We start from the raw sequence: 19,364 nt of genomic DNA on the forward strand, positions 1-19,364 counted from the left end.
GGGGACATACGTCCGAATGCCGGACGTTTGTGTCCGCGGTGTTGCCGCGCGGCGCCCGGCGCCCTCCCTGTCAGGCCCGTCCGGCGATCCGACGCATCGCCCGGCCGTCGATCGACGGCAGGTCCGTCACGATGCCGTCCAGTCCCAGCGCGTGCGCCAGGTCCAGTTCCTGCCGGGTGTTCACCGTCCACGCGATCACGGCGAGCCCCACGTCCCGGCACCGCCGGACCAGGTCGAGGCTGAGGTGCGGCAGTTCGAGGCTGACCATGCGGGCGCCGACCGCCAGCGCGCGCGGGACCAGGTCCCGGCCGAGTTCGCTCGCGACGAGCACACGGTGTGACTGCGGCAGCAGTTCACGGATCGCGCGCAGCGCCTCGTCGTGGAAGGAGATCACGCTCACCCGGCCCACCTCGTCGCGCTCGCGCAGCACCTCGGCGAGCACCTGGGCGGCGGCCACGTCCTTGATCTCGGCCTGGATCGGTCCGGTGACCGCGTTCAGCACCTCTTCGAAGACGGGCACCCGTTCGCCCTGTCCCGCGTCCAGCTCCCGCAGCGCGTCCAGGGTGAGGTCACCGATCCGGCCGGTGCCGTCCGTGGTGCGGTCGACCTCCGCGTCGTGCATGACGACGAGCGCGCCGTCCTTGCTCAGGTGCAGGTCGAGCTCGATCTGGTCCAGCCCCTCGCCCTCGGCGCGGAGGAAGGAACGCAGGGTGTTCTCGGGCTCCACGCCCATGACACCCCGGTGACCGACGGTGAGGAAGTTCATGGCCGACACCCTAGCGACGGGCGGTGACGGGGGGCGGAACGTGGTGTGACGGCGCGGAGTGCTGGGAGCGGACACCCGCCGTGCCGAGGACGAATCCGGTGATCAGGGCGGCGACGAGGACAGCGCGGGTACTCATGCCCCCTCTCCTACCGCCGCCGGACCCCGCCCGGCCGGTTCCGTCACTCGTGCGAGGGCGTGCCGCCCGCCGGGCTGCCCCGGGGGGCCGCGGGGATCCGGTGCGGGGATCGCGCGGTCCGGGAAGCTGGGCGAGACTGTACTGAAGCCGCTTTGGGGTGATAAGGCAGAAATGTCAGGAAACCCCATCTGCGCCGACATGACGCAACTAACAGAAGTCATCGCGAGAATGGCGTATGGCAGGAAAATGACCGGTCTCGTAGGGGGTCGCACAGGATAATCTCTTCCGACCCCCCTTGAACGGAGGAAGCTCGTATCGATACGCTTCCTTGGCGGATCAAGCGCGTTTCTTCTGTGAAGGAGGGGTCATGAGTGAAAATCTTTCGGCTGTAGTGGCTGACGGGACCGGTATATCCGGCGAGGGCATCGCCTCGCATCCGGCGTGGGCCGTACTGAAGCAAGCCGTCGTCGCCATCAGGCCCTGGCAGCAGAAGGACGGCTCGATCGACTTCTCCGCCGAGGTCGTACCACCGCTGGCCGACGTGGAGCGCGCCCTGGAGCGCGTCATCGGCGCGATCGAGCAGCTCTCCCCGCTGGTGCCGCACGACACGGCGTACCACACGGCCCTCGTCGCGGACCTGCGCCGCTGGGCGGACGGCGGCTTCGGCATCCCGGACTTCCTGGACTCACTGCTGGCCTTCCAGCCCGCCGCCGACCGGCGCGACGGCCTGGAGCACCTGGTCGTCTTCCCGATGTACACGCAGAACGGCAACCCGGACCGCAACCTGGAGGCCGTCGCCCTGCGCGTCGTGTGGCCCGAGTGGCTCGCCGAGCTGGAGCGCACCCGCTACGACAACCCGCTCTTCGTGCCGATCACGTTCCAGGACTTCACGCCCGGCTACGACACCAACTCCGCGGTGCTCTTCCCGGAGACCGTGGCCGTCCGCCAGGCGCCCGAGCGCTGGACGTGGGGCGGCATCTTCTGCGACCGCGAGGCCGCGCGCTTCCGCGCCGTGACCTCCGCCGCCGTGGACACCCTCGGACTGGAACTGCCCGGTGAGGCCGTCCGGCTCATCGAGGACCAGGAGCTCTCGCAGCAGACGTTCGTCCTGTGGGACATGATCCACGACCGCACCCACAGCCACGGCGACCTGCCGTTCGACCCGTTCATGATCAAGCAGCGCGCGCCGTTCTGGATGTACGGCCTCGAAGAGCTGCGCTGCGACCTCACGACCTTCAAGGAGGCCGTGAAGCTGCAGGCCGAGGGCCACCCGATGGGGCTGGGCGTGCAGTACGCGATCCTCTTCGACCGCCTCTTCCGCTTCCCGGTCACCGGCGAGCGGGTCCGCAACTACGACGGACTGGGCGGCCAGCTGCTCTTCTCGTACCTGCACAAGCACGACGCCGTACGCTGGACGGACAACACGCTGCACGTCGACTGGGAGCTGGCCCCCCAGGTCACCAACCAGCTCTGCGCCGACATCGAGAAGCTGTACCGCGACGGCATCGACCGCCCGAAACTCGTGCACTGGTTCGCCGCGTACGACCTGGTCGCGACGTACCTCTCGCCCCACCCCGGATCGGTGTGGGCCAAGGGCCCGGACGCCCTCGACCTCTCGCTGCCGCCGCGCAAGCTCGTGGACGAGGTGCTCGTCGACGAGTTCCCGCTGAGCATGTTCTACGAGGCGCTCGCGAAGAAACTGCGTGACGTGATCGCGTCGACCCGGGGTATCACCGGCGTCGCACGGACCGCGGCGTGAGCGGCGCTGCCGAGGAGGCGGAGATGACGAACGGAACCAATGGCCAGGGGCCTCTCGACGGAGCGGTCATCGCGGTGGCGGGGGCCGGCGGGCCGGCCGGCCGTGCGATGCTCCAGCGCCTCGCCAGGGCCGGCGCTCATGTCGCCGCCGCGGACGCGAATCCCGAACGGCTCGCGCAAGCCGTCGACCAGGCCCGGTACGACGCCGGCGGTGGGGACATCACCGGCGAGATCGTGGACCTGCTCGACCCCGCCGCGACCCGTGACTGGGCCGGGCGGATCGAGAAGGACCACGGTCCGGTCGACGGCCTGGTCCACCTCGTCGGTGGCTGGCGCGGTTCCGCGTCGTTCACCGAGACCGACCTCGCCGACTGGGACTTCCTGCACCAGCTGCTGATCCGCACCGTCCAGCACACCTCGCTGGCGTTCCACGACCCGCTGCTGCGCAGCACGCGTGGCCGCTACGTGCTGATCAGCGCGGCCGGCGCCAGCAGCCCGACGTCCGGGAACGCCGCCTACGCCGCGTCGAAGGCCGCCGCCGAGGCCTGGACGCTCGCGATGGGGGACTCGTTCCGCAAGCTCGCGGGCACCGAGCCGCTGACCGCGGCGGCCAGCGTCGTCGTCATCAAGGCGCTGGTGCACGATGAGATGCGGGCGCAGCGCCCGAACGCCAAATTCGCCGGCTTCACCGATGTGACGGACCTCGCCGAGGCCGTCACGGACATCTGGAACCGGCCCGCCGAGGAAGTGAACGGAACCCGACTGTGGCTGACGCCCCAACCGTGACCGAGCAGCTCGCCACCGACGCCGTCCGGCGCCACGACCCGGAGGTGCGGGGCTTCGCCAGCGACAACTACGCCGGCGTGCACCCCGAGGTGCTCACCGCCCTCGCCCTCGCCAACGGCGGCCACCAGGTCGCGTACGGCGAGGACGACTACACCGCGCATCTGCAGGACGTCTTCCGCCGCCACTTCGGCCCGCGCGCGGAGGTCTTCCCGGTCTTCAACGGCACCGGCGCCAACGTCACGGCGCTGCAGTCCGTCACCGAGCGCTGGGGTGCGGTGATCTGTGCGGAGTCCGCGCACATCAACGTGGACGAGGGCGGAGCGCCGGAGCGCATGGGCGGCCTGAAGCTGCTGACCGTCCCGACGCCGGACGGCAAGCTCACCCCCGAGCTGATCGACCTCCAGGCGTTCGGCTTCGACGACGAGCACCGCGCGCAGCCGCAGGTCGTCTCGATCACCCAGACCACCGAGCTGGGCACCTGCTACACCCCCGACGAGATCCGGGCGATCTGCGACCACGCCCACCAGCACGGCATGGCCGTCCACCTGGACGGGGCGCGGATATCCAACGCCGCCGCCACGCTCGGTGTGCCGCTCGCGGCGTTCACCACCGACGCCGGGATCGACATCCTCTCCTTCGGCGGTACCAAGAACGGCCTGCTGATGGGGGAGTGCATCGTCGTGCTCACCCCCGAGCGGGTGCGCGCCATGAAGCACCTGCGCAAGCTGTCGATGCAGCTCGCCTCCAAGATGCGGTTCGTGTCGGTGCAGTTCGAGGCGCTGCTCGCCGGCGACCTGTGGCTGCGCGGCGCGCGGCACGCCAACGCGATGGCACAGCGGCTGGAGGCCGCGGTGCGCGGGGTCGACGGGGTGACGATCGTCCGTCCGGTGCAGTCGAACGCCGTCTTCGCGATCCTGCCGCGCGAGGTCGGTGAGCGGCTGCAGAAGCGCTACCGCTTCTACTTCTGGAACGAGAGCACGGGCGAGGTCCGCTGGATGTGCTCCTTCGACACCACGCCCGGTGATGTCGACTCGTTCGCGGCGGCCGTCGCCGCGGAGATGGCCGGACAGTAGCCCGGCTGTGGCCGGGTCGTCACCACGGGGACCCGGCCACGGCACGGAATCAGCCAACTTCCGCTGCTGCCGCAACCGTTGACTTCGTCGTCGGCCTGCGGGTATGACACGTACACATGCGCAACGGCGCACGCCTCATCACCGGGAGTGGGGGGCTTCCATGTACGACGAACAACCCGCGTTCGGCGCCGGCCGGCGTTCGGTGGCCGGGACCACCGTGGTCGAACTCCGGGGTGAGCTGGACCTCCTCGCCTCGGTGGGGCTGACCCCCTACTTCGACGGACTCGCCCGGTTGGCGGGCTCCGACTTCATCCTGGACCTGCGGGCCGTCACGTTCATCGACTGCAGCGGTCTGTCGCTGCTCTGCCGGTTCCGGCTGCGGGCCCAGGAGCGCGGGAGCCGTGTCCGGCTGGTCAGCGCCGATCCGGCCTTCCTGAGGCTGCTGCGGCTCACCCGGCTGGGGCGGGTCTTCGAGGTCCACGCCGATCTGGCGTCCGCGCTGGCCCGGCACGCGGGTGACGCGGGGCCGGGCGCCACGAACGGTGCCATTGCCTGATGCGCTGAATAGTTATGCGCTGAGTCGTATTTCGATTGATTCACGGCTCGATCCTGCCTACGGTTCCGGACATGGAACTCCTGCAGGACGTACCCGATCACGCGGCCTATCTCGCCGCCGACGACGTCATCGACCACGGCCATCCGCTGGTCCGCGAGACCGCGCGACGGCTGCGCGCCGCAACCGACGGCCCCCACGACTACGCCCGCGCGGCCTTCGACTTCGTCCGCGACACCATCGCGCACTCCGGCGACGCCGACGATCCCCGGGTGACCTGGCGCGCCTCGGACGTCCTGCGGCTGCGCACCGGGATCTGCCACGCCAAGTCGCACGCGCTCACCGCGCTGCTGCGCGCCGAGGCCATCCCCACGGGGCTCTGCTACCAGCGCCTGGCGGACGAGGACGGTTCCGCTCCGCTGGTGCACGGCCTGATCGCCGTCCTGCTGCCCGGGAGCACGCGCTGGGCGCGCCAGGACGCGCGGGGCAACAAGCCGGGTGTGGACACACGGTTCTCGGTGGACCGCGAACAGCTCGCCTGGCGGGTCCGCCCGGAGGCCGGCGAGGTCGACTACCCGGTGCTGTACGCGGCCCCGCCGCCGGCCGTGCTGGAATCACTCCAGCGCGCCACCGACCGGCGACACCTGTGGCAGCTGCTGCCCACCGCGCTGTGAACGCCGTACCACCCGTCAACGAACCAAGGTCTGCGATGCCCGCGATGAACACCGCCCAGCCCCTGAACATCACCGTGGCCCCCGAGGTGCACGACCTCGTACCCGGTTTCGTCCCGCTCGTCGTCGAGGCCCGGGGCCTCGTCAACGGGCCGAGCGACGAACGGAGCTCCGTGCTGCTCGACGACGCGGTGCGCCGGCTCACCGACCGGCTGGCCGGCCGCGCCCCGCACGAGGACCCGCACATCGCGGCCTGGCGGGAGGCGTACACGGCCTTCGGCGCGAAGCCGTCCCGGACCCGGAACTCCGCCGAGGCGCTGGCCAGGCGCGCACTCGCCGACGGCGGCCTGCCGAGGATCAACCTCCTCGTCGACCTCTACAACGCCGTCAGCGTGGCCCGTCTCGTCCCGGTCGGCGGCGAGGACACCGACCACATCCGCGGCGGCATGCGGCTGGTGCGGGCCGGCGGCCACGAGAAGTTCGAGACCGCGGCCGGCGGCGCGCCCGTCGTCGAGCACCCCGAGCCCGGTGAGGTGGTCTGGCAGGACGACACGGGCGTCACCTGCCGCCGCTGGAACTGGCGCCAGGGCGTCCGCACCCGGCTGACGGAGGACTCCGTCAACGCCGTCTTCCTGCTCGAACGCCTCGCACCGATGCCGCTCGACGAGCTGCACACCGCCGCGGGCGAACTCGCCGACGGCCTGCGTCTGCTGAGCCCCGGGGCGGACGTGACGGTCCGCGAGGCGGACTGAGCCCGGCCGGGCGCCTCGCGGCACGGGTCAGCGCCTGGCGGCCCGCTCGTCACGGTCCGCACGGTCCAGCTCGGCGGCCTCCTCGGGCGTGGGCGCCGTGCCGCCGAGGTGGCTGGGCAGCCACCACCGGTCGTCGGGGCCGCTGGGCTTGCCCGGGTACGCGCGCTGCGCGTCCTCCAGCAGCTCCTGGACGCGCATCCGCAGCCGCCTGGTGAGCGCGCCCGGCTTCTCGCCCTCGTTCGCCCGCATCGGCTCGCCCACCCGCATGCTGATGGGGAACTTGTTGCGGCCGAGGTGGCGCGGGTGCCCCTTGGTCCACAGCCGCTGGGTGCCCCACAGCGCCATCGGGAGCAGCGGTACGCCGGCTTCCTCGGCGAGCCGCGCCGCGCCGGACTTGAAGGACTTCAAGGTGAACGACTGCGAGATGGTGGCCTCGGGGAAGACACCGATGATCTCCCCGGCCCGCAGGGCGTCCAGCGCGTGCGCGTACGCGTGCATGCCCTCCGAGCGGTCCACCGGGATGTGCTTCATCGCCCGCATCAGCGGACCGGACACCTTGTGCCGGAAGACCGAGTCCTTCGCCATGAAGCGGACCAGCCGCTTGTTCGGCAGCGCGGTCAGGCCGGCGAAGACGAAGTCCAGGTAGCCGATGTGGTTGGAGACCAGGAGGGCTCCGCCCTTGCGCGGTACGTTCTCCGTGCCGCCGATGTCGAAGCGCAGCCCCTGCACGCGGAACATGGTGCGGGCCACGCCGATGACCGGGGGATAGACGAGTTCAGCCATGTCCGGGTACCTGCTCTCTCCGGGGCCGGCTCTCCCGGCGGAAGTTACGCGCCCGTAGGTTGCCGGCCGCTGATGGATCGTGCACCGACAACGTGCCCCGTGTCACCTTGCGTGCCCACGATCCCGCGAGATTCTCGTCACGTCACCTCGTCGCACGCCGGAACAAGAGGTACATCTCGCATCCCAAGCAGTACCCGAAGGCCGCGTTGAGAAACGCCGCGGCCAGTGCGCAGCCGGTCGCCGCCATGCCCAGCCACAGCGGTCCCGCGAAGTAGCCGATGAGGCCGACGACCGCGAAGGCGAGCCCGACGGCCTGCGCGAAGCGCGGCGGCGCCGGGTCCTCGGTCTCGACCGTCGGGCCGAGCCGGGGGCGGACGAAGGTGGCGAAGAGCCAGCCGTACGGGGAACGCCGCACACCGGCGGCGGCGGCGACCGAGAAGACCACCGCCTGCGCGGCCAGCAGCCAGCCGCTCCCGGTGACCAGGACGGCGGCCAGCACGACCGTGGTGAGGACGGCCCCGAAGCGGGGGCCCCGTACGTCAAGACCGGCGGCGGGGACGGCGTTCGTGGAGTCTGTGGCGTTCATGGAGCAGATGATTCCGGATCGCGCTGCCCCCGGCCCCCCGGGAATCATTGCGGTCCCGTGAACGCTGCACCGCTCCGGGAGGAAAAACATGACCGGATTGTTGGTGTGCCTCGCCGTCCTCGCGGCGGCGAGCGCCTTCGGCCTGGTGCACCAGCGCCGGAACGGAAGGATTCGCGTGCGGACGAAGGACGGCGAGGAGCGGCTGACGGCCGCCGAGATCGGCGGGACGCTCGGCGCGCGCGCCACGCTGGTGCAGTTCTCCAGCTCCTTCTGCGCCCCGTGCCGGGCCACCCGGCGGACCCTCGGCGAGATCGCCGACATGGTCGAGGGGGTGACCCACGTCGAGATCGACGCGGAGGCCCATCTGGAACTCGTCCGCAGGCTCGCGATCCTCAAGACCCCGACCGTCCTCGTGCTCGACGCGAGCGGCGCGGTGGTGCGCCGGGCGGCCGGCCAGCCGCGCAAGGTGGACGTGATCGCGGCACTCGGCGCCGCGGTGTGAGGGCCGGCGGCCGGGGCGGCGGGCCCGGATCGGTGATCTTGTGATGGGGATCCCATATCGCGGGCGACTCTTGACGGGGCCCGCCCGCCATCGTCACTCTGACGTTATGTCGCGAGACCCCCTTCTTCACACGCGCGCGGATGTCGACTTCGGTCGCCATTCGAGTGCGCGCTGTCCGAGTTGTTGAGTGCCACAGACGACCATTCGCGTCCGGCCCGACCGCTCCAGAAGGACAACTCGATGACTGCCCTGACCGACCTCGGCACGCATACCGGCACCGGCGCCGGTTTCGACCCGGCTGTCTTCCGCTCGGTGTTCCGCCGCCACGCGGCCGGCGTCGCCGTGATCACCGCGCCCGGCGACCGGCCGGTGGGTTTCACGGCCACCTCGCTCACCTCCGTCTCGGCCGAACCCCCGCTGCTCTCGTTCGGCATCAGCACCGGTTCCTCCAGCTGGCCCGTGCTCTCCGAGACGCCGTTCGTCGGCGTCCATGTGCTCGGTGACCACCAGGAGGCGCTGGCCGCGACCTTCGCGCGCAGTGGCGCCGACCGGTTCGGCCCGGCCACCGACTGGCACGAGGGACCGCACGGCGTGCCCCTGCTGGGTGACGTCTCCGCCTGGCTGGTCTGCCGCGTGCTGGCCCGGATACCCGCGGGCGACCACCGCATCGTGGTGGCACAGGCCCTCGCGGGCGACCCGGCGGGCCCCGGCGGCCCGCTCCTCTACCATCAGGGCGGCTTCAACGGGCTGCGCCACTGACCCGTTCCTGGCCGTCGCGTCGTCAAGGTCACAGTTCATCACCCTTGCCTACGGGGCAGGAGCTGGGTGTACTGACGAGTAACCTTCTGCTGGAACGCTGGCGCGTGCCGGTGGGGGGACGCCCCGCCAAGACGCCTATGCTGCCTGCAAGGGCAGTTGACGAGACTAAGCAGTAGGAGAGCAGGCGTGAGCTTGAGGATCGTTGTCTGTGTGAAGTACGTGCCCGACGCCACGGGCGACCGTCACTTCGCCGAGGACCTGACCACTGACCGCGACGCCGTCGACGGTCTGCTGTCCGAGCTCGACGAGTACGCGGTCGAGCAAGCGCTGCAGATCGCCGACGCCGCCGACGATGCCGAGATCACGGTGCTTACCGTCGGTCCCGAGGACGCCAAGGACGCGCTGCGCAAGGCGCTGTCGATGGGCGCCCACAAGGCCATCCACGTCGAGGACGACGCACTGCACGGCACCGACGTGTTCGGTACCTCGCTGGTGCTCGCCAAGGCCGTGGAGCACGCCGGGTTCGACCTGGTCGTGTGCGGCATGGCCTCCACCGACGGCACCATGGGCGTCCTGCCGGCGATTCTCGCGGAGCGCCTCGGCGTCCCGCAGGTGACCCTGCTGTCCGAGGTGTCGGTCGCCGGCGGCAAGGTGACCGGCCGCCGTGACGGCGACGCGGCGAGCGAGCAGCTCGAGGCGTCCCTTCCCGCCGTGATCTCCGTGACCGACCAGTCGGGCGAGGCCCGCTACCCGTCGTTCAAGGGCATCATGGCCGCCAAGAAGAAGCCGGTGGAGTCCCTGGACCTGTCGGACCTGGACATCGACGAGGCCACGGTCGGCCTCGCCGGCGCCTGGTCCGCGGTGGACGAGGCCACGCAGCGTCCGGCGCGCACCGCCGGCACGATCGTCAAGGACGAGGGCGAGGGCGGCAAGCAGCTTGCCGAGTTCCTGGCGAGCCAGAAGTTCATCTGAGCCGCCGACCCCGCTGCCCCCCGCCTCTCTAGATTTCGCAGGAGACCATTCCCATGGGTGAAGTCCTCGTCCTCGTCGACCACGTGGACGGTGCCGTCCGCAAGCCGACCCTCGAACTGCTGACGCTGGCCCGCCGGATCGGCGACCCCGTCGCCGTCTTCCTCGGCGCCGGTGTCGACACCGCCGCCCCCGTGCTCGCCGAGTACGGCGCGGTCAAGGTGCTCGCCGCCGACGCGGCCGAGTTCGCCGACTACCTCGTCGTCCCGAAGGTGGACGCGCTGCAGGCCGCCGCCACGTCCGTGGAGCCGGTGGCCGTGCTGGTGCCGTCCTCCGCGGAGGGCAAGGAGATCGCGGCCCGCCTCGCGCTGCGCCTCGACTCCGGCATCATCACCGACGCCACCGACGTCGAGCCGGGCGACGGCGGCCCGGTCGCCACGCAGGCGGTGTTCGCCGCGTCGTTCACCACCAAGTCGCGCATCACCACCGGCGTGCCGGTCATCACCGTCAAGCCGAACTCCGCCGCTCCGGAGGCCGCCCCGGCCGCCGGCACGGTCGAGCAGCTCGCCGTCTCCTTCGGCGAGCTGGCCACGGGCACCAAGGTCCTCACGCGCACCCCGCGCGAGTCCACCGGCCGCCCGGAACTGACCGAGGCCGCGATCGTGGTCTCGGGTGGACGTGGCGTCAACGGCGCCGAGAACTTCCACCTCATCGAGGCGCTCGCCGACTCGCTCGGTGCGGCCGTCGGCGCTTCCCGCGCCGCGGTGGACGCCGGCTGGTACCCGCACACCAACCAGGTCGGCCAGACCGGCAAGTCGGTCTCGCCGCAGCTCTACATCGCCAACGGCATCTCCGGCGCCATCCAGCACCGGGCCGGCATGCAGACCTCGAAGACGATCGTGGCGGTCAACAAGGACGCCGAGGCGCCGATCTTCGACCTGGTCGACTACGGCGTGGTCGGCGACCTGTTCCAGGTCGTCCCGCAGCTGACCGGGGAGATCACCGCCCGTAAGGGCTGATCCCGCGACTCGCCGACGACGGCCCCCGCACGCCTGGCGCGTGCGGGGGCCCTCGTGCGTCCGGCCGGGCCCGCCGCGCGGGGTTGACCTGGTCCGACGGCGCGGATAGCTTCCCTTCAACGGTTTGTTGAAGTTCGGGAGGCTGGCACATGACGCACGGTGAGACGGTCGGCACGACCTTGGCGGACGCGGTACGGGAGAGCGTCGGTGCCTCGCTCGCCGCGACCGACGCGGAGCTGGCCCGCCGCTACCCCGGGGACCCCGGCACCCGGCAGCCGGTGCACACCGTCTACGTCCCCGCCGACGCCTTCACCGCCGGCACCGTGCGCGACTGGGGCCGCCGGGCACTGGCCGCGCTCGATGAGCACGCCCCGGACGCGGAGGCGTTCGCGCGGGTGCTGGGCCTGAGCGACGAGCTCGCCGGGCCGGTCCACGACCGGGTGCGCGCCAAGCTGGAGCGCGAGCCCGTGGAAGACCTCCGGATCGATTTCGAGGACGGCTACGGGCAGCGCCCCGACGCCGAGGAGGACGCCGCGGCCGTGGCCGCCGCCCGGCTCGTCGCCGCCGCCGTCGCCGGGGGCACCGCGCCCCCGTACATCGGCATCCGCATGAAGTGCATGGAGGCGGCGGTCCGCGACCGCGGCATCCGCACCCTGGACCTCTTCCTCAGCACCCTGATGGCGTCCGGCGGCCTGCCGGACGGCCTGGTGCTGACGCTGCCGAAAGTGACGTTCCCGCAGCAGGTCGCCGCGACGGTCCGGCTCTGCGAGGCGTTCGAGACGGCCCACGGCCTGGCGCCCGGCCGCATCGGCTTCGAGATCCAGATCGAGACGACCCAGTCGATCCTGGGCCCCGACGGAACCGCGACCGTGCCCCGGCTCATCGAGGCCGCCGGGGGACGCGCCACCGGACTGCACTACGGCACCTTCGACTACAGCGCCTCCTGCGGGGTCAGCGCCGCCTACCAGTCGATGGACCACCCGGTCGCCGACTACGCCAAGGCCGTCATGCAGGTCGCCGCGGCGGGCACCGGCGTCCGGCTCTCCGACGGCTCCACGAACGTGCTGCCGGTCGGACCGACCGCCCAGGTGCACGACGCCTGGCGGCTGCACCACGGACTGGTCCGCCGCTCGCTCGCCCGCGCCTACTACCAGGGCTGGGACATGCACCCCGGCCACCTGCCGACCCGCTACGCCGCCGTCTACGCGTTCTACCGCGAGGGCCTGGACGCCGCCGCGGCCCGGCTCAGGGCATACGTGGCGAAGACCGGAGGCGACGTGATGGACGAGCCCGCCACCGCCAAGGCGCTCAGCGGCTACCTGCTGCGCGGCCTGGACTGCGGCGCCGTCGACCTCGAGGAGGTCACCGCCCGCACCGCGCTCGGCCGCGCGGAACTGGACGCCCTGGCCGGCCGCTGAACCCGGGACGGCTCACCCGCCCGCGCCCGGCCACCGCGGTCCGCGGCTACGGCGCCGGCGGGATCTCGCCCGAGCCGCGCACGATCAGCCGGGCGGGCAGCTCGATCCGGCGCGGCTCGTCCGATCCGCCGTCCAGCCGGCGGAAGAGCAGCTGGGCCGCCGCCCGCCCGAGTCCGACCGCGTCCTGCGCGATCACGGTGATCGCGGGGCGCAGCAGGTCGGCGAGTTCGAAGTCGTCGAACCCCACCAACGCGACCGGTCGCACCTCGCCGGCCAGTACCCGTACCGCGGTGACGGTGACCCGGTTGTTGCCCGCGAACAGCGCCGTGACGGGTTCCGGTCCCGTCAGCATCGCGCTCAGCGCGGCGCGGACCCGGTCGGGCGCGGTGGGGCCCATGGAGACCCACTCCTCGTCCACCGGCAGCCCGGCGGCGGCCATCGCCTCGCGGTAGCCGCGCAGCCGCTCGGTCGCGGTGTGGATCCGCGGCTGGTCGCCGATGAAGCCGATCCTGCGGTGGCCGTGCGCGATCAGGTGGGCGACGCCCTCGCGGGTGCCGCCCGCGCTGTCGGTCAGCACGACGTCGGCGTCGATGCGGCCGGCCGGGCGGTCCACGAAGACGGTCGCGACCCCGGCGTCGATCTCCGGTTCGAGGTAGCGGTGGTCGTCGCTGGCGGGCACCACGACCAGCCCGTCCACCCGGCGGGCGCAGAACGCGAGGACCAGTTCCTGCTCGCGGGCGGCGTTCTCGGCGCTGGAGCCCGTGAACAGCAGGGTCGAGTGCGCGCGGGCGACCTCTTCGACGGCCCGGCTCAGCGGCGAGTAGAAGGGGTCGGCCAGGTCCTCCAGCACCAGCCCTATGCTGGCGGTCCGGCCGGTGCGCAGCAGCCGGGCGCTGTCGTTGCGCCGGAAACCGAGGGCGTCGATCGCCTCGCGTACCCGGTGGATGGTGTCCGGGGTGACCCCCGGTTCCTCGTTGACCACCCGGGAGACCGTCTTGAGCCCGACTCCGGCCCGCGCCGCGACGTCCTTCATGGTGGGGCGGGGGGTATGCCCCGGAGTGTGGGTCACTGTCGCGATATTCCTTGCCGCAATGAATGGACAACGTTGTCAGCGAAAGAAACACTACTCCTAACCCCGTGCGACGTGCGGGTATACGCCCAATGAGAGGGAGAACGGAACCCGATGCACACCGACCGCGCCGCAGGCTCGCTGATCGCCGCACTGGACATCGGCGGAACGAAGATCGCCGGCGCTCTGGTCGACGCGAGCGGCCGGCTGCTCGTGCGCGCGCTGCGGCCGACCCCCGCCCAGCAGGACGGCGAGGCGGTGATGCGCGCCGTCGGGGAGGTCCTCGGTGAGCTGCGCCGGGACGGCGAATGGCGGCGGGTGGTGGCCGTCGGCATCGGCAGCGCCGGACCGGTGGACGCCTCCCGGGGAACCGTCAGCCCGGTCAACGTCCCCGGCTGGCGGGACTTCCCCCTCGTCGAGCGGGTGGCCCGCGCGACGGACGCGCTCCCGGTCGTCCTGACGGGCGACGGCGTCGCGATGACGGCGGCCGAGCACTGGCTGGGCGCCGCCCGCGGTTACGACAACGCGCTGTGCATGGTCGTCTCCACCGGCGTCGGAGGCGGACTCGTGCTCGGCGGCACGCTGCTGCCGGGCCCCACGGGGAACGCCGGCCACATCGGCCACATCAGCGTCGACCTCGACGGCGACCCCTGCCCCTGCGGGTCGCGCGGGTGTGTGGAACGGCTGGCGAGCGGACCGAACATCGTCCGGCGGGCCCTGGAGAACGGCTGGCTCCCGGCGGACGGCGCCGAGCCGACGGCCGCCGCGGTGGCGCAGTCCGCGCGCGCCGGCCACCCGGTCGCCCTGGCCTCCTTCGACCGGGCCGCCCAGGCGCTGGCCGCCGGGATCGCCGCCACCGCGACGCTGGCCGAGGTGCGGGTCGTGGTGATCGGCGGCGGGGTGGCGGGCGCGGGGGACGTGCTCTTCGGCCCGCTGCGCGCGCACCTGGCGCGCTACGCGACACTGTCCTTCACCGCCGGGATCGAGGTGGTGCCGGCGCTGCTGGGCACCGACGCGGGCCTGGTCGGCGCCGCTGCCGCCGCCGCCCAGGCCCTGGGGCTGGAGGAATTCTCGACGGAGTTCGCCCTGGAGAGCTGACCAGGGCTCCGGCGACCGGTGCACGCCTCGCTCCGCACCGTCCAGAATCGCGCTGAGTGGCGCTCCAAGGGCGACGGTCGTTTTCGTTAGAAGCTGTTGAAGCTTGTTGCGAGCGATCTGGTAACTGTTGTTCGTTATCGCGTCAGAACCCTTGACATGGTCCCCGCCTGGCGGTGAGATCGCACCGCTCGCGTTCGGTTGTGTTCAGTTCCACCCACGAGGAGGGGGACATGGCGCAGTCATCGTTCAGTAGTCGGCCCACCGTCAGGGAAGCGGTCGGGCATCGGATCTCCCGCCGAAGTCTGCTGCGAGGTGCGGCGATCAGTGCGGGAGCGGTAACCCTCCCTTCGCTGCTCGCCGCCTGCGGCGGCGGTCCCGCCGGGGACAGCAAGACGGTCACTCTCGGATCCAACGCGTCGGATGCCGTGCCGAAGGCCGCCTTCCAATCGGCCTTCGACGCCTACCAGAAGCAGTCGGGCAAGACGGTGAAGGTCAACACCGTTGACCACAACACCTTCCAGGAGAACATCAACCGCTATCTCCAGGGCAGCCCGGACGATGTCTTCATGTGGTTCGCCGGCAACCGGATGCAGTTCTTCGCGGAGAAGGGCCTGCTGACCGACATCAGCGATGTGTGGTCGGGGTTCAAGGGCTTCTCCGACGCCCTCAAGGCCCAGTCCACCGGTCATGACGGCAAGCAGTACTTCGTGCCGTACTACTACTACCCGTGGGCCGTCTTCCACCGGAAGAGCCTCTTCCAGCAGCACGGCTACGCGGCGCCGAAGACGTTCGACCAGTACACCGCGCTCGCCAAGCAGATGCAGAAGGACGGGCTGACCCCGATCGCCTTCGGCGACAAGGACGGCTGGCCCGCCATGGGCACGTTCGACTACATCAACATGCGGGCCAACGGCTACGACTTCCACGCCTCGCTGATGGCGGGCAAGGAGGCCTGGACCGACCCCAAGGTCAAGCACGTCTTCGACCTGTGGCGCAGCCTGATGCCCTACCACCAGAAGGGCGCCAACGGCCGGACCTGGCAGGAGGCGGGGCAGAGCCTGCAGCAGCGCAGGACCGGCATGGCGGTCTTCGGGCTGCCGCACCCCGGTACCCAGTTCCCCGAGGCCGAACACGCGGACCTGGACTTCTTCCCCTTCCCGGAGATCGACCCGGCGAACGGCCAGGACTCCGTCGAAGCACCCATCGACGGTTTCCTGATGTCGAAGAAGGCCAAGAACAAGGACGCGGCGCGGGACTTCCTCAAGTACCTGGCCACCCCGGCGGCCGAGGACTCCTACCTCGCCGGCGACCCGAACAACGTCGGTGTGAACTCCGGTGCCTCCACCGCCAAGTACACCGAACTGCAGAAGAAGTCGGCGGAACTGGTCGCGGGGGCCAAGCACATCTCCCAGTTCCTGGACCGCGACACCCGTCCTGACTTCGCCTCGACCGTTATGATCCCGGCGCTGCAGACGTTCATCAACAAGCCGGACGATGTCGACGGGCTGGTCAACAGCATCGAGAGGCAGAAGAAGTCCATCTTCGCCGCGGACTAGGAGTACAGGCTGTGCCGCAGATCATCACGCGGCGCGCCGGACGGCGGGGCCCGCGGAGGTTCACCCCTCGCGACCTCGCCGTCCTCGGTGTGCTGCTCGGTATCCCCGTCCTGCTGGAGATCGGCCTCATCTGGGGCCCCACCGTCGCCTCCATCGGGCTGTCGTTCACCAGCTGGGACGGTGTCGGCAGCATCCACTGGGTCGGCACCCGCAACTACCACGACCTGTTCACGAACTATCCGCCGTTCTGGCGGGCGGCCCGCAACAACCTGCTCTGGCTGGGCTTCCTGGGGCTGGTCGCCACCCCCTTCGGGCTGCTGCTCGCGGTGATGCTGGACAAGAACATCCGCTTCAGCCGCTTCTACCAGAGCACCCTGTACATGCCGGTCGTGCTCTCGCTGGCGGTGGTCGGCTTCATCGCGCAACTGGTCTTCTCCCGCGACCAGGGCGCCCTCAACGCCGTCCTGGCGAACACCGACAACCCGACCGACTGGCTGGGCGACCCCTCCCTGAACATCTGGGCGATCCTGCTGGCCGCCGCCTGGCGGCACACCGGCTATGTGATGATCCTCTTCCTGGCCGGGCTGAAGTCCGTGGATCCCGCCCTCAAGGAGGCCGCGGCGATCGACGGGGCCAGTGAGGTGCAGGCGTTCTTCCGGGTCGTGCTGCCCACCCTCCGGCCGGTGAACGTCATCGTCGCGGTGATCACCGTCATCGAGGCGCTGCGGGCGTTCGACATCGTCTACGCCGTCAACCACGGGCGCAACGGGCTTGAACTGCTCAGTGTGCTGGTCACGGACAACATCATCGGCGAGGCCAGCAGGATCGGCTTCGGCTCGGCGATCGCGGTGGTGCTGCTCACCATCTCGCTGGGGTTCATCGTGACGTACCTGGTCCAGGAGATGCGCGAGGAGAAGAAGTCATGACGTCCGCCGTTGCCGCCCGGCCCACCCAGCACGCGGAGGCCGCCACCGGCGATTCGCGGGGCCGGCGCCGGGTCCGCCCCGCGCGCCTGGGGCTCCACGCGTTCCTGATGGTCGTGTCCCTGGCCTTCCTCGCCCCGCTGCTGCTCGCCGTCTACGCCTCGCTGCGGCCCTACCAGGAGACCGCGCAGTACGGCTACTTCTCGCTGCCCCGCCATCTGTCGTTCGACTACTACAAGCAGGCTTTCACCGAAGGGGAGATGAGCAAGTACTTCGTCAACTCCCTGATCATCGCGGTGCCCGCGCTGCTGCTGACGCTGTTCTTCGCGTCGTTCGTCGCCTTCTCGGTGTCACGGATCCAGCTCAGGGGCCGGGTCCTCCTGCTGGTGATGTTCACCGCGGGCAACCTGCTTCCCCAGCAGGTGATCGTGACCCCGCTGTACGCCCTCTTCAACCGGATTCCGCTGCCGTACTGGATGTCCGACTCGATGACGATGTACGACTCCTACTGGGCCGTCGTCGCCGTTCAGGTGGCCTTCCAGACCGGCTTCTGCGTATTCGTTCTCGCCAATTTCATGCGCACCCTGCCGATGGAGATCATCGAGGCGGCGATCGTCGACGGCGCGGGCGTGTGGACGCAGTACTGGCGCATCACGCTGCCGCTGTGCCGGCCGGCCATCGCCGCGCTCGCCACCCTGCAGTTCACCTGGATGTACAACGACTTCCTGTGGGCGCTGGTCTTCATGTCCTCCGGCGACAAGCTGCCGATCACTTCCGCGCTCAACAACCTGCGCGGACAGTTCTTCACCGACTACAACCTGCTGGCGGCCGGGTCGGTCCTGGTCGCGCTGCCCACGATCCTGGTCTTCATGATCCTGCAGCGGCAGTTCATCGCGGGCCTCACCCTCGGCGCGAGCAAGGGATGACGCACGGGGGGAACAAGAGTTAGGAGGCGCTGAAAGGGCCCCGACGGGGGTCGGTGCGAGCCGATGGCCGGTACTGCGCGTTTGCCGATAGCGATGATCCGGGCAATTCGTAGGGGGCTACGGAGAAGGGGGCACCGTGATCGTCTGGGTGAACGGGGCGTCCGGCGCGGGCAAGACCTGCGCCGCACGCGAACTGCTGGACCTACTGCCGGGCAGCACTCTCTACGATCCGGAGGTCGTCGGTACGGGACTCGGCCAACTGCTGTCCGAGAAACGACTCCAGGAGGTGACCGACTTCCAGGACCTGCCGATCTGGCGACGGCTGGTGGTGGACACCGCCGCCGCGCTGCTCCAGGAGGTCGGGGGAGTACTGGTCGTCCCGTCGACGCTGCTGCGGCAGGAGTACCGGGACGAGATGTTCGGCGGCCTGGCCTCGCGCGGAATCGTGGTGCGGCATGTGCTGCTCGACCCAGGGGAAACGATCCTGCGGGAGCGTCTGGCCCGTCGGGAGGAGCAGTCGGCGGGGGACCCCGCCGAGGGAGTGGACGCCGGGCCGCCGATCGGCGCCGGCGCGCGCCGCTGGGCCGGCAGCCGCCTTCCGGCGTACCTGGCCGCGCTGCCCTGGCTCGGCGCCGACGCGTACGTCATCAGGACGGCGAGGCTGACGCCCCGGCAGACCGCGGAACGGATCGCCGAGGCGCTGCGCCGGGGCGTGGGGCGCTGCGACATCGTGCAGACCCCGGAACCCACGGCGGAGACCGTCGCCTCCGGCGTGCTGCTCTTCGACGAGCACGACCGCGTCCTGCTCGTCGATCCGACCTACAAACCGGGCTGGGAGTTCCCCGGCGGTGTCGTCGAGCGCGGCGAGGCACCCGCGCAGGCGGGACTGCGGGAGGTCGCCGAGGAACTGGGCATCGAACTCGCCGTGGTGCCGAGGCTGCTGGTCGTCGACTGGGAACCGCCCGCCCCGCCGGGCTTCGGCGGGATGCGGCTGCTCTTCGACGGCGGACGCATAACCGCCGCCGACGCGGCCCGGCTGCTGCTCCCCGGCGCCGAGCTGCGCGGCTGGCGGTTCGTCACCGAGGACGAGGCCGCGGGACTGCTGCCGCCGGTACGCCTGGACCGGCTGCGCTGGGCGCTGCGCGCCCGGGAACGCGGCGTCCCGATGAACCTCGAAGCGGGCTGTCCCGTCGAGTGAACCGGTCCGGTGGGGTCCTTGCCCCGGCGACCCCCCGGGGAAGGACCCCCCCCGCGAATAAGG

The 19,364-nt window shown here is 70.9% G+C and carries 21 protein-coding genes; 16 read left to right on the top strand and 5 right to left on the bottom strand.

Annotated elements, in window-relative coordinates; all coding sequences use genetic code 11:
* Positions 1-70 precede the first annotated feature (70 nt).
* Together O3X23_RS14145 and O3X23_RS14150 are read right to left on the bottom strand one after the other, a co-directional pair.
* Positions 71-766 carry a glycerophosphodiester phosphodiesterase gene (locus tag O3X23_RS14145; RefSeq protein WP_269271687.1) on the bottom strand — a complete coding sequence of 232 codons (696 nt, stop codon included), beginning with the start codon at positions 764-766 and terminating at the stop codon, positions 71-73.
* A gap of 10 nt (positions 767-776) precedes the next feature.
* A complete protein-coding gene (locus O3X23_RS14150) occupies positions 777-902 on the bottom strand; it encodes a hypothetical protein (RefSeq protein ID WP_269271688.1) in 126 nt (41 codons plus the stop codon).
* 367 nt (positions 903-1,269) lie between these two features.
* Between O3X23_RS14150 and O3X23_RS14155 the strand changes: the two genes are divergently transcribed.
* The 6 genes from O3X23_RS14155 (at position 1,270) to O3X23_RS14180 (ending at position 6,495) form a co-directional block, all read left to right on the top strand.
* A complete protein-coding gene (locus O3X23_RS14155) occupies positions 1,270-2,661 on the top strand; it encodes a DUF6421 family protein (protein ID WP_269271689.1) in 1,392 nt (463 codons plus the stop codon).
* A 23-nt stretch (positions 2,662-2,684) separates the two neighbouring features.
* Positions 2,685-3,446, top strand: a complete 762-nt coding sequence (locus tag O3X23_RS14160) for an SDR family NAD(P)-dependent oxidoreductase (RefSeq protein WP_269271690.1) — start codon at positions 2,685-2,687, stop codon at positions 3,444-3,446.
* The gene (locus O3X23_RS14165; protein WP_269271691.1) at positions 3,425-4,519 is read left to right on the top strand and encodes a threonine aldolase family protein; all 1,095 of its coding nucleotides are present in this window, start codon (positions 3,425-3,427) and stop codon (positions 4,517-4,519) included. The genes O3X23_RS14160 and O3X23_RS14165 overlap by 22 nt, the downstream gene beginning before the upstream one ends.
* Positions 4,520-4,679: 160 nt before the next feature.
* Positions 4,680-5,075 carry an STAS domain-containing protein gene (locus O3X23_RS14170; RefSeq protein ID WP_269271692.1) on the top strand — a complete coding sequence of 132 codons (396 nt, stop codon included), beginning with the start codon at positions 4,680-4,682 and terminating at the stop codon, positions 5,073-5,075.
* 71 nt (positions 5,076-5,146) lie between these two features.
* The gene (locus O3X23_RS14175) at positions 5,147-5,746 is read left to right on the top strand and encodes a transglutaminase-like domain-containing protein (RefSeq protein ID WP_269271693.1); all 600 of its coding nucleotides are present in this window, start codon (positions 5,147-5,149) and stop codon (positions 5,744-5,746) included.
* Positions 5,747-5,790: 44 nt separating this feature from the next.
* Complete coding sequence (locus tag O3X23_RS14180) at positions 5,791-6,495, top strand: B3/B4 domain-containing protein (RefSeq protein ID WP_269271694.1); 705 nt, start codon at positions 5,791-5,793, stop codon at positions 6,493-6,495.
* Between the two features lie 27 nt (positions 6,496-6,522).
* Here the strand turns inward: O3X23_RS14180 and O3X23_RS14185 are convergent, their stop codons facing one another.
* Both O3X23_RS14185 and O3X23_RS14190 read right to left on the bottom strand, forming a co-directional pair.
* Positions 6,523-7,278, bottom strand: a complete 756-nt coding sequence (locus O3X23_RS14185; protein ID WP_269271695.1) for a lysophospholipid acyltransferase family protein — start codon at positions 7,276-7,278, stop codon at positions 6,523-6,525.
* A gap of 142 nt (positions 7,279-7,420) precedes the next feature.
* Positions 7,421-7,864: a DUF4395 domain-containing protein gene (locus tag O3X23_RS14190; protein ID WP_269271696.1), complete on the bottom strand. Its 444-nt coding sequence runs from the start codon at positions 7,862-7,864 to the stop codon at positions 7,421-7,423.
* Positions 7,865-7,952: 88 nt separating this feature from the next.
* Here O3X23_RS14190 and O3X23_RS14195 point away from each other — a divergent pair, with 88 nt between their 5' ends.
* The 5 genes from O3X23_RS14195 (at position 7,953) to O3X23_RS14215 (ending at position 12,531) form a co-directional block, all read left to right on the top strand.
* Positions 7,953-8,366 carry a TlpA family protein disulfide reductase gene (locus tag O3X23_RS14195; protein ID WP_269271697.1) on the top strand — a complete coding sequence of 138 codons (414 nt, stop codon included), beginning with the start codon at positions 7,953-7,955 and terminating at the stop codon, positions 8,364-8,366.
* 240 nt (positions 8,367-8,606) lie between these two features.
* Positions 8,607-9,125 carry a flavin reductase family protein gene (locus O3X23_RS14200; protein ID WP_269271698.1) on the top strand — a complete coding sequence of 173 codons (519 nt, stop codon included), beginning with the start codon at positions 8,607-8,609 and terminating at the stop codon, positions 9,123-9,125.
* Between the two features lie 186 nt (positions 9,126-9,311).
* Entirely contained in the window at positions 9,312-10,097 is a 786-nt protein-coding gene (locus O3X23_RS14205) for an electron transfer flavoprotein subunit beta/FixA family protein (RefSeq protein ID WP_269271699.1), read from the top strand.
* A 53-nt stretch (positions 10,098-10,150) separates the two neighbouring features.
* Complete coding sequence (locus O3X23_RS14210) at positions 10,151-11,113, top strand: electron transfer flavoprotein subunit alpha/FixB family protein (RefSeq protein WP_269271700.1); 963 nt, start codon at positions 10,151-10,153, stop codon at positions 11,111-11,113.
* 149 nt (positions 11,114-11,262) lie between these two features.
* On the top strand, positions 11,263-12,531 hold the full coding sequence (locus O3X23_RS14215; RefSeq protein WP_269271701.1) for a DUF6986 family protein: 1,269 nt from the start codon (positions 11,263-11,265) through the stop codon (positions 12,529-12,531).
* A gap of 46 nt (positions 12,532-12,577) precedes the next feature.
* On the opposite strand, the gene O3X23_RS14220 is transcribed toward O3X23_RS14215, so the two are convergent.
* Positions 12,578-13,564 (bottom strand): LacI family DNA-binding transcriptional regulator, encoded by a 987-nt coding sequence (locus tag O3X23_RS14220; protein ID WP_269271739.1) that lies wholly within the window; start codon positions 13,562-13,564, stop codon positions 12,578-12,580.
* 150 nt (positions 13,565-13,714) lie between these two features.
* Here O3X23_RS14220 and O3X23_RS14225 point away from each other — a divergent pair, with 150 nt between their 5' ends.
* From O3X23_RS14225 to O3X23_RS14245, 5 genes are all read left to right on the top strand, one after another.
* A complete protein-coding gene (locus O3X23_RS14225) occupies positions 13,715-14,698 on the top strand; it encodes an ROK family protein (protein WP_269271702.1) in 984 nt (327 codons plus the stop codon).
* Between the two features lie 287 nt (positions 14,699-14,985).
* The gene (locus O3X23_RS14230) at positions 14,986-16,254 is read left to right on the top strand and encodes an ABC transporter substrate-binding protein (RefSeq protein ID WP_269271740.1); all 1,269 of its coding nucleotides are present in this window, start codon (positions 14,986-14,988) and stop codon (positions 16,252-16,254) included.
* Positions 16,255-16,265: 11 nt separating this feature from the next.
* On the top strand, positions 16,266-17,180 hold the full coding sequence (locus tag O3X23_RS14235) for a carbohydrate ABC transporter permease (protein WP_269271703.1): 915 nt from the start codon (positions 16,266-16,268) through the stop codon (positions 17,178-17,180).
* A complete protein-coding gene (locus O3X23_RS14240; RefSeq protein ID WP_269271704.1) occupies positions 17,177-18,103 on the top strand; it encodes a carbohydrate ABC transporter permease in 927 nt (308 codons plus the stop codon). Before O3X23_RS14235 ends, O3X23_RS14240 begins: the two co-directional genes overlap by 4 nt.
* A 136-nt stretch (positions 18,104-18,239) precedes the next feature.
* Entirely contained in the window at positions 18,240-19,301 is a 1,062-nt protein-coding gene (locus O3X23_RS14245; protein ID WP_269271705.1) for an NUDIX hydrolase, read from the top strand.
* The last annotated feature ends 63 nt before the right edge of the window (positions 19,302-19,364 follow it).

It is taken from the genome of Streptomyces sp. H39-S7 (assembly GCF_027158205.1).
Classification (GTDB): domain Bacteria; phylum Actinomycetota; class Actinomycetes; order Streptomycetales; family Streptomycetaceae; genus Actinacidiphila.

What these genes read in the sequence shown, in the direction of transcription:
- O3X23_RS14145 (WP_269271687.1), bottom strand. Translation starts at nt 766, where the DNA reads ATGAACTTCCTCACCGTCGGTCACCGGGGTGTCATGGGCGTGGAGCCC.
- O3X23_RS14150 (WP_269271688.1), bottom strand. Translation starts at nt 902, where the DNA reads ATGAGTACCCGCGCTGTCCTCGTCGCCGCCCTGATCACCGGATTCGTC.
- O3X23_RS14155 (WP_269271689.1), top strand. Translation starts at nt 1,270, where the DNA reads ATGAGTGAAAATCTTTCGGCTGTAGTGGCTGACGGGACCGGTATATCC.
- O3X23_RS14160 (WP_269271690.1), top strand. Translation starts at nt 2,685, where the DNA reads ATGACGAACGGAACCAATGGCCAGGGGCCTCTCGACGGAGCGGTCATC.
- O3X23_RS14170 (WP_269271692.1), top strand. Translation starts at nt 4,680, where the DNA reads ATGTACGACGAACAACCCGCGTTCGGCGCCGGCCGGCGTTCGGTGGCC.
- O3X23_RS14175 (WP_269271693.1), top strand. Translation starts at nt 5,147, where the DNA reads ATGGAACTCCTGCAGGACGTACCCGATCACGCGGCCTATCTCGCCGCC.
- O3X23_RS14180 (WP_269271694.1), top strand. Translation starts at nt 5,791, where the DNA reads ATGAACACCGCCCAGCCCCTGAACATCACCGTGGCCCCCGAGGTGCAC.
- O3X23_RS14185 (WP_269271695.1), bottom strand. Translation starts at nt 7,278, where the DNA reads ATGGCTGAACTCGTCTATCCCCCGGTCATCGGCGTGGCCCGCACCATG.
- O3X23_RS14190 (WP_269271696.1), bottom strand. Translation starts at nt 7,864, where the DNA reads ATGAACGCCACAGACTCCACGAACGCCGTCCCCGCCGCCGGTCTTGAC.
- O3X23_RS14195 (WP_269271697.1), top strand. Translation starts at nt 7,953, where the DNA reads ATGACCGGATTGTTGGTGTGCCTCGCCGTCCTCGCGGCGGCGAGCGCC.
- O3X23_RS14200 (WP_269271698.1), top strand. Translation starts at nt 8,607, where the DNA reads ATGACTGCCCTGACCGACCTCGGCACGCATACCGGCACCGGCGCCGGT.
- O3X23_RS14210 (WP_269271700.1), top strand. Translation starts at nt 10,151, where the DNA reads ATGGGTGAAGTCCTCGTCCTCGTCGACCACGTGGACGGTGCCGTCCGC.
- O3X23_RS14215 (WP_269271701.1), top strand. Translation starts at nt 11,263, where the DNA reads ATGACGCACGGTGAGACGGTCGGCACGACCTTGGCGGACGCGGTACGG.
- O3X23_RS14220 (WP_269271739.1), bottom strand. Translation starts at nt 13,564, where the DNA reads ATGAAGGACGTCGCGGCGCGGGCCGGAGTCGGGCTCAAGACGGTCTCC.
- O3X23_RS14225 (WP_269271702.1), top strand. Translation starts at nt 13,715, where the DNA reads ATGCACACCGACCGCGCCGCAGGCTCGCTGATCGCCGCACTGGACATC.
- O3X23_RS14240 (WP_269271704.1), top strand. Translation starts at nt 17,177, where the DNA reads ATGACGTCCGCCGTTGCCGCCCGGCCCACCCAGCACGCGGAGGCCGCC.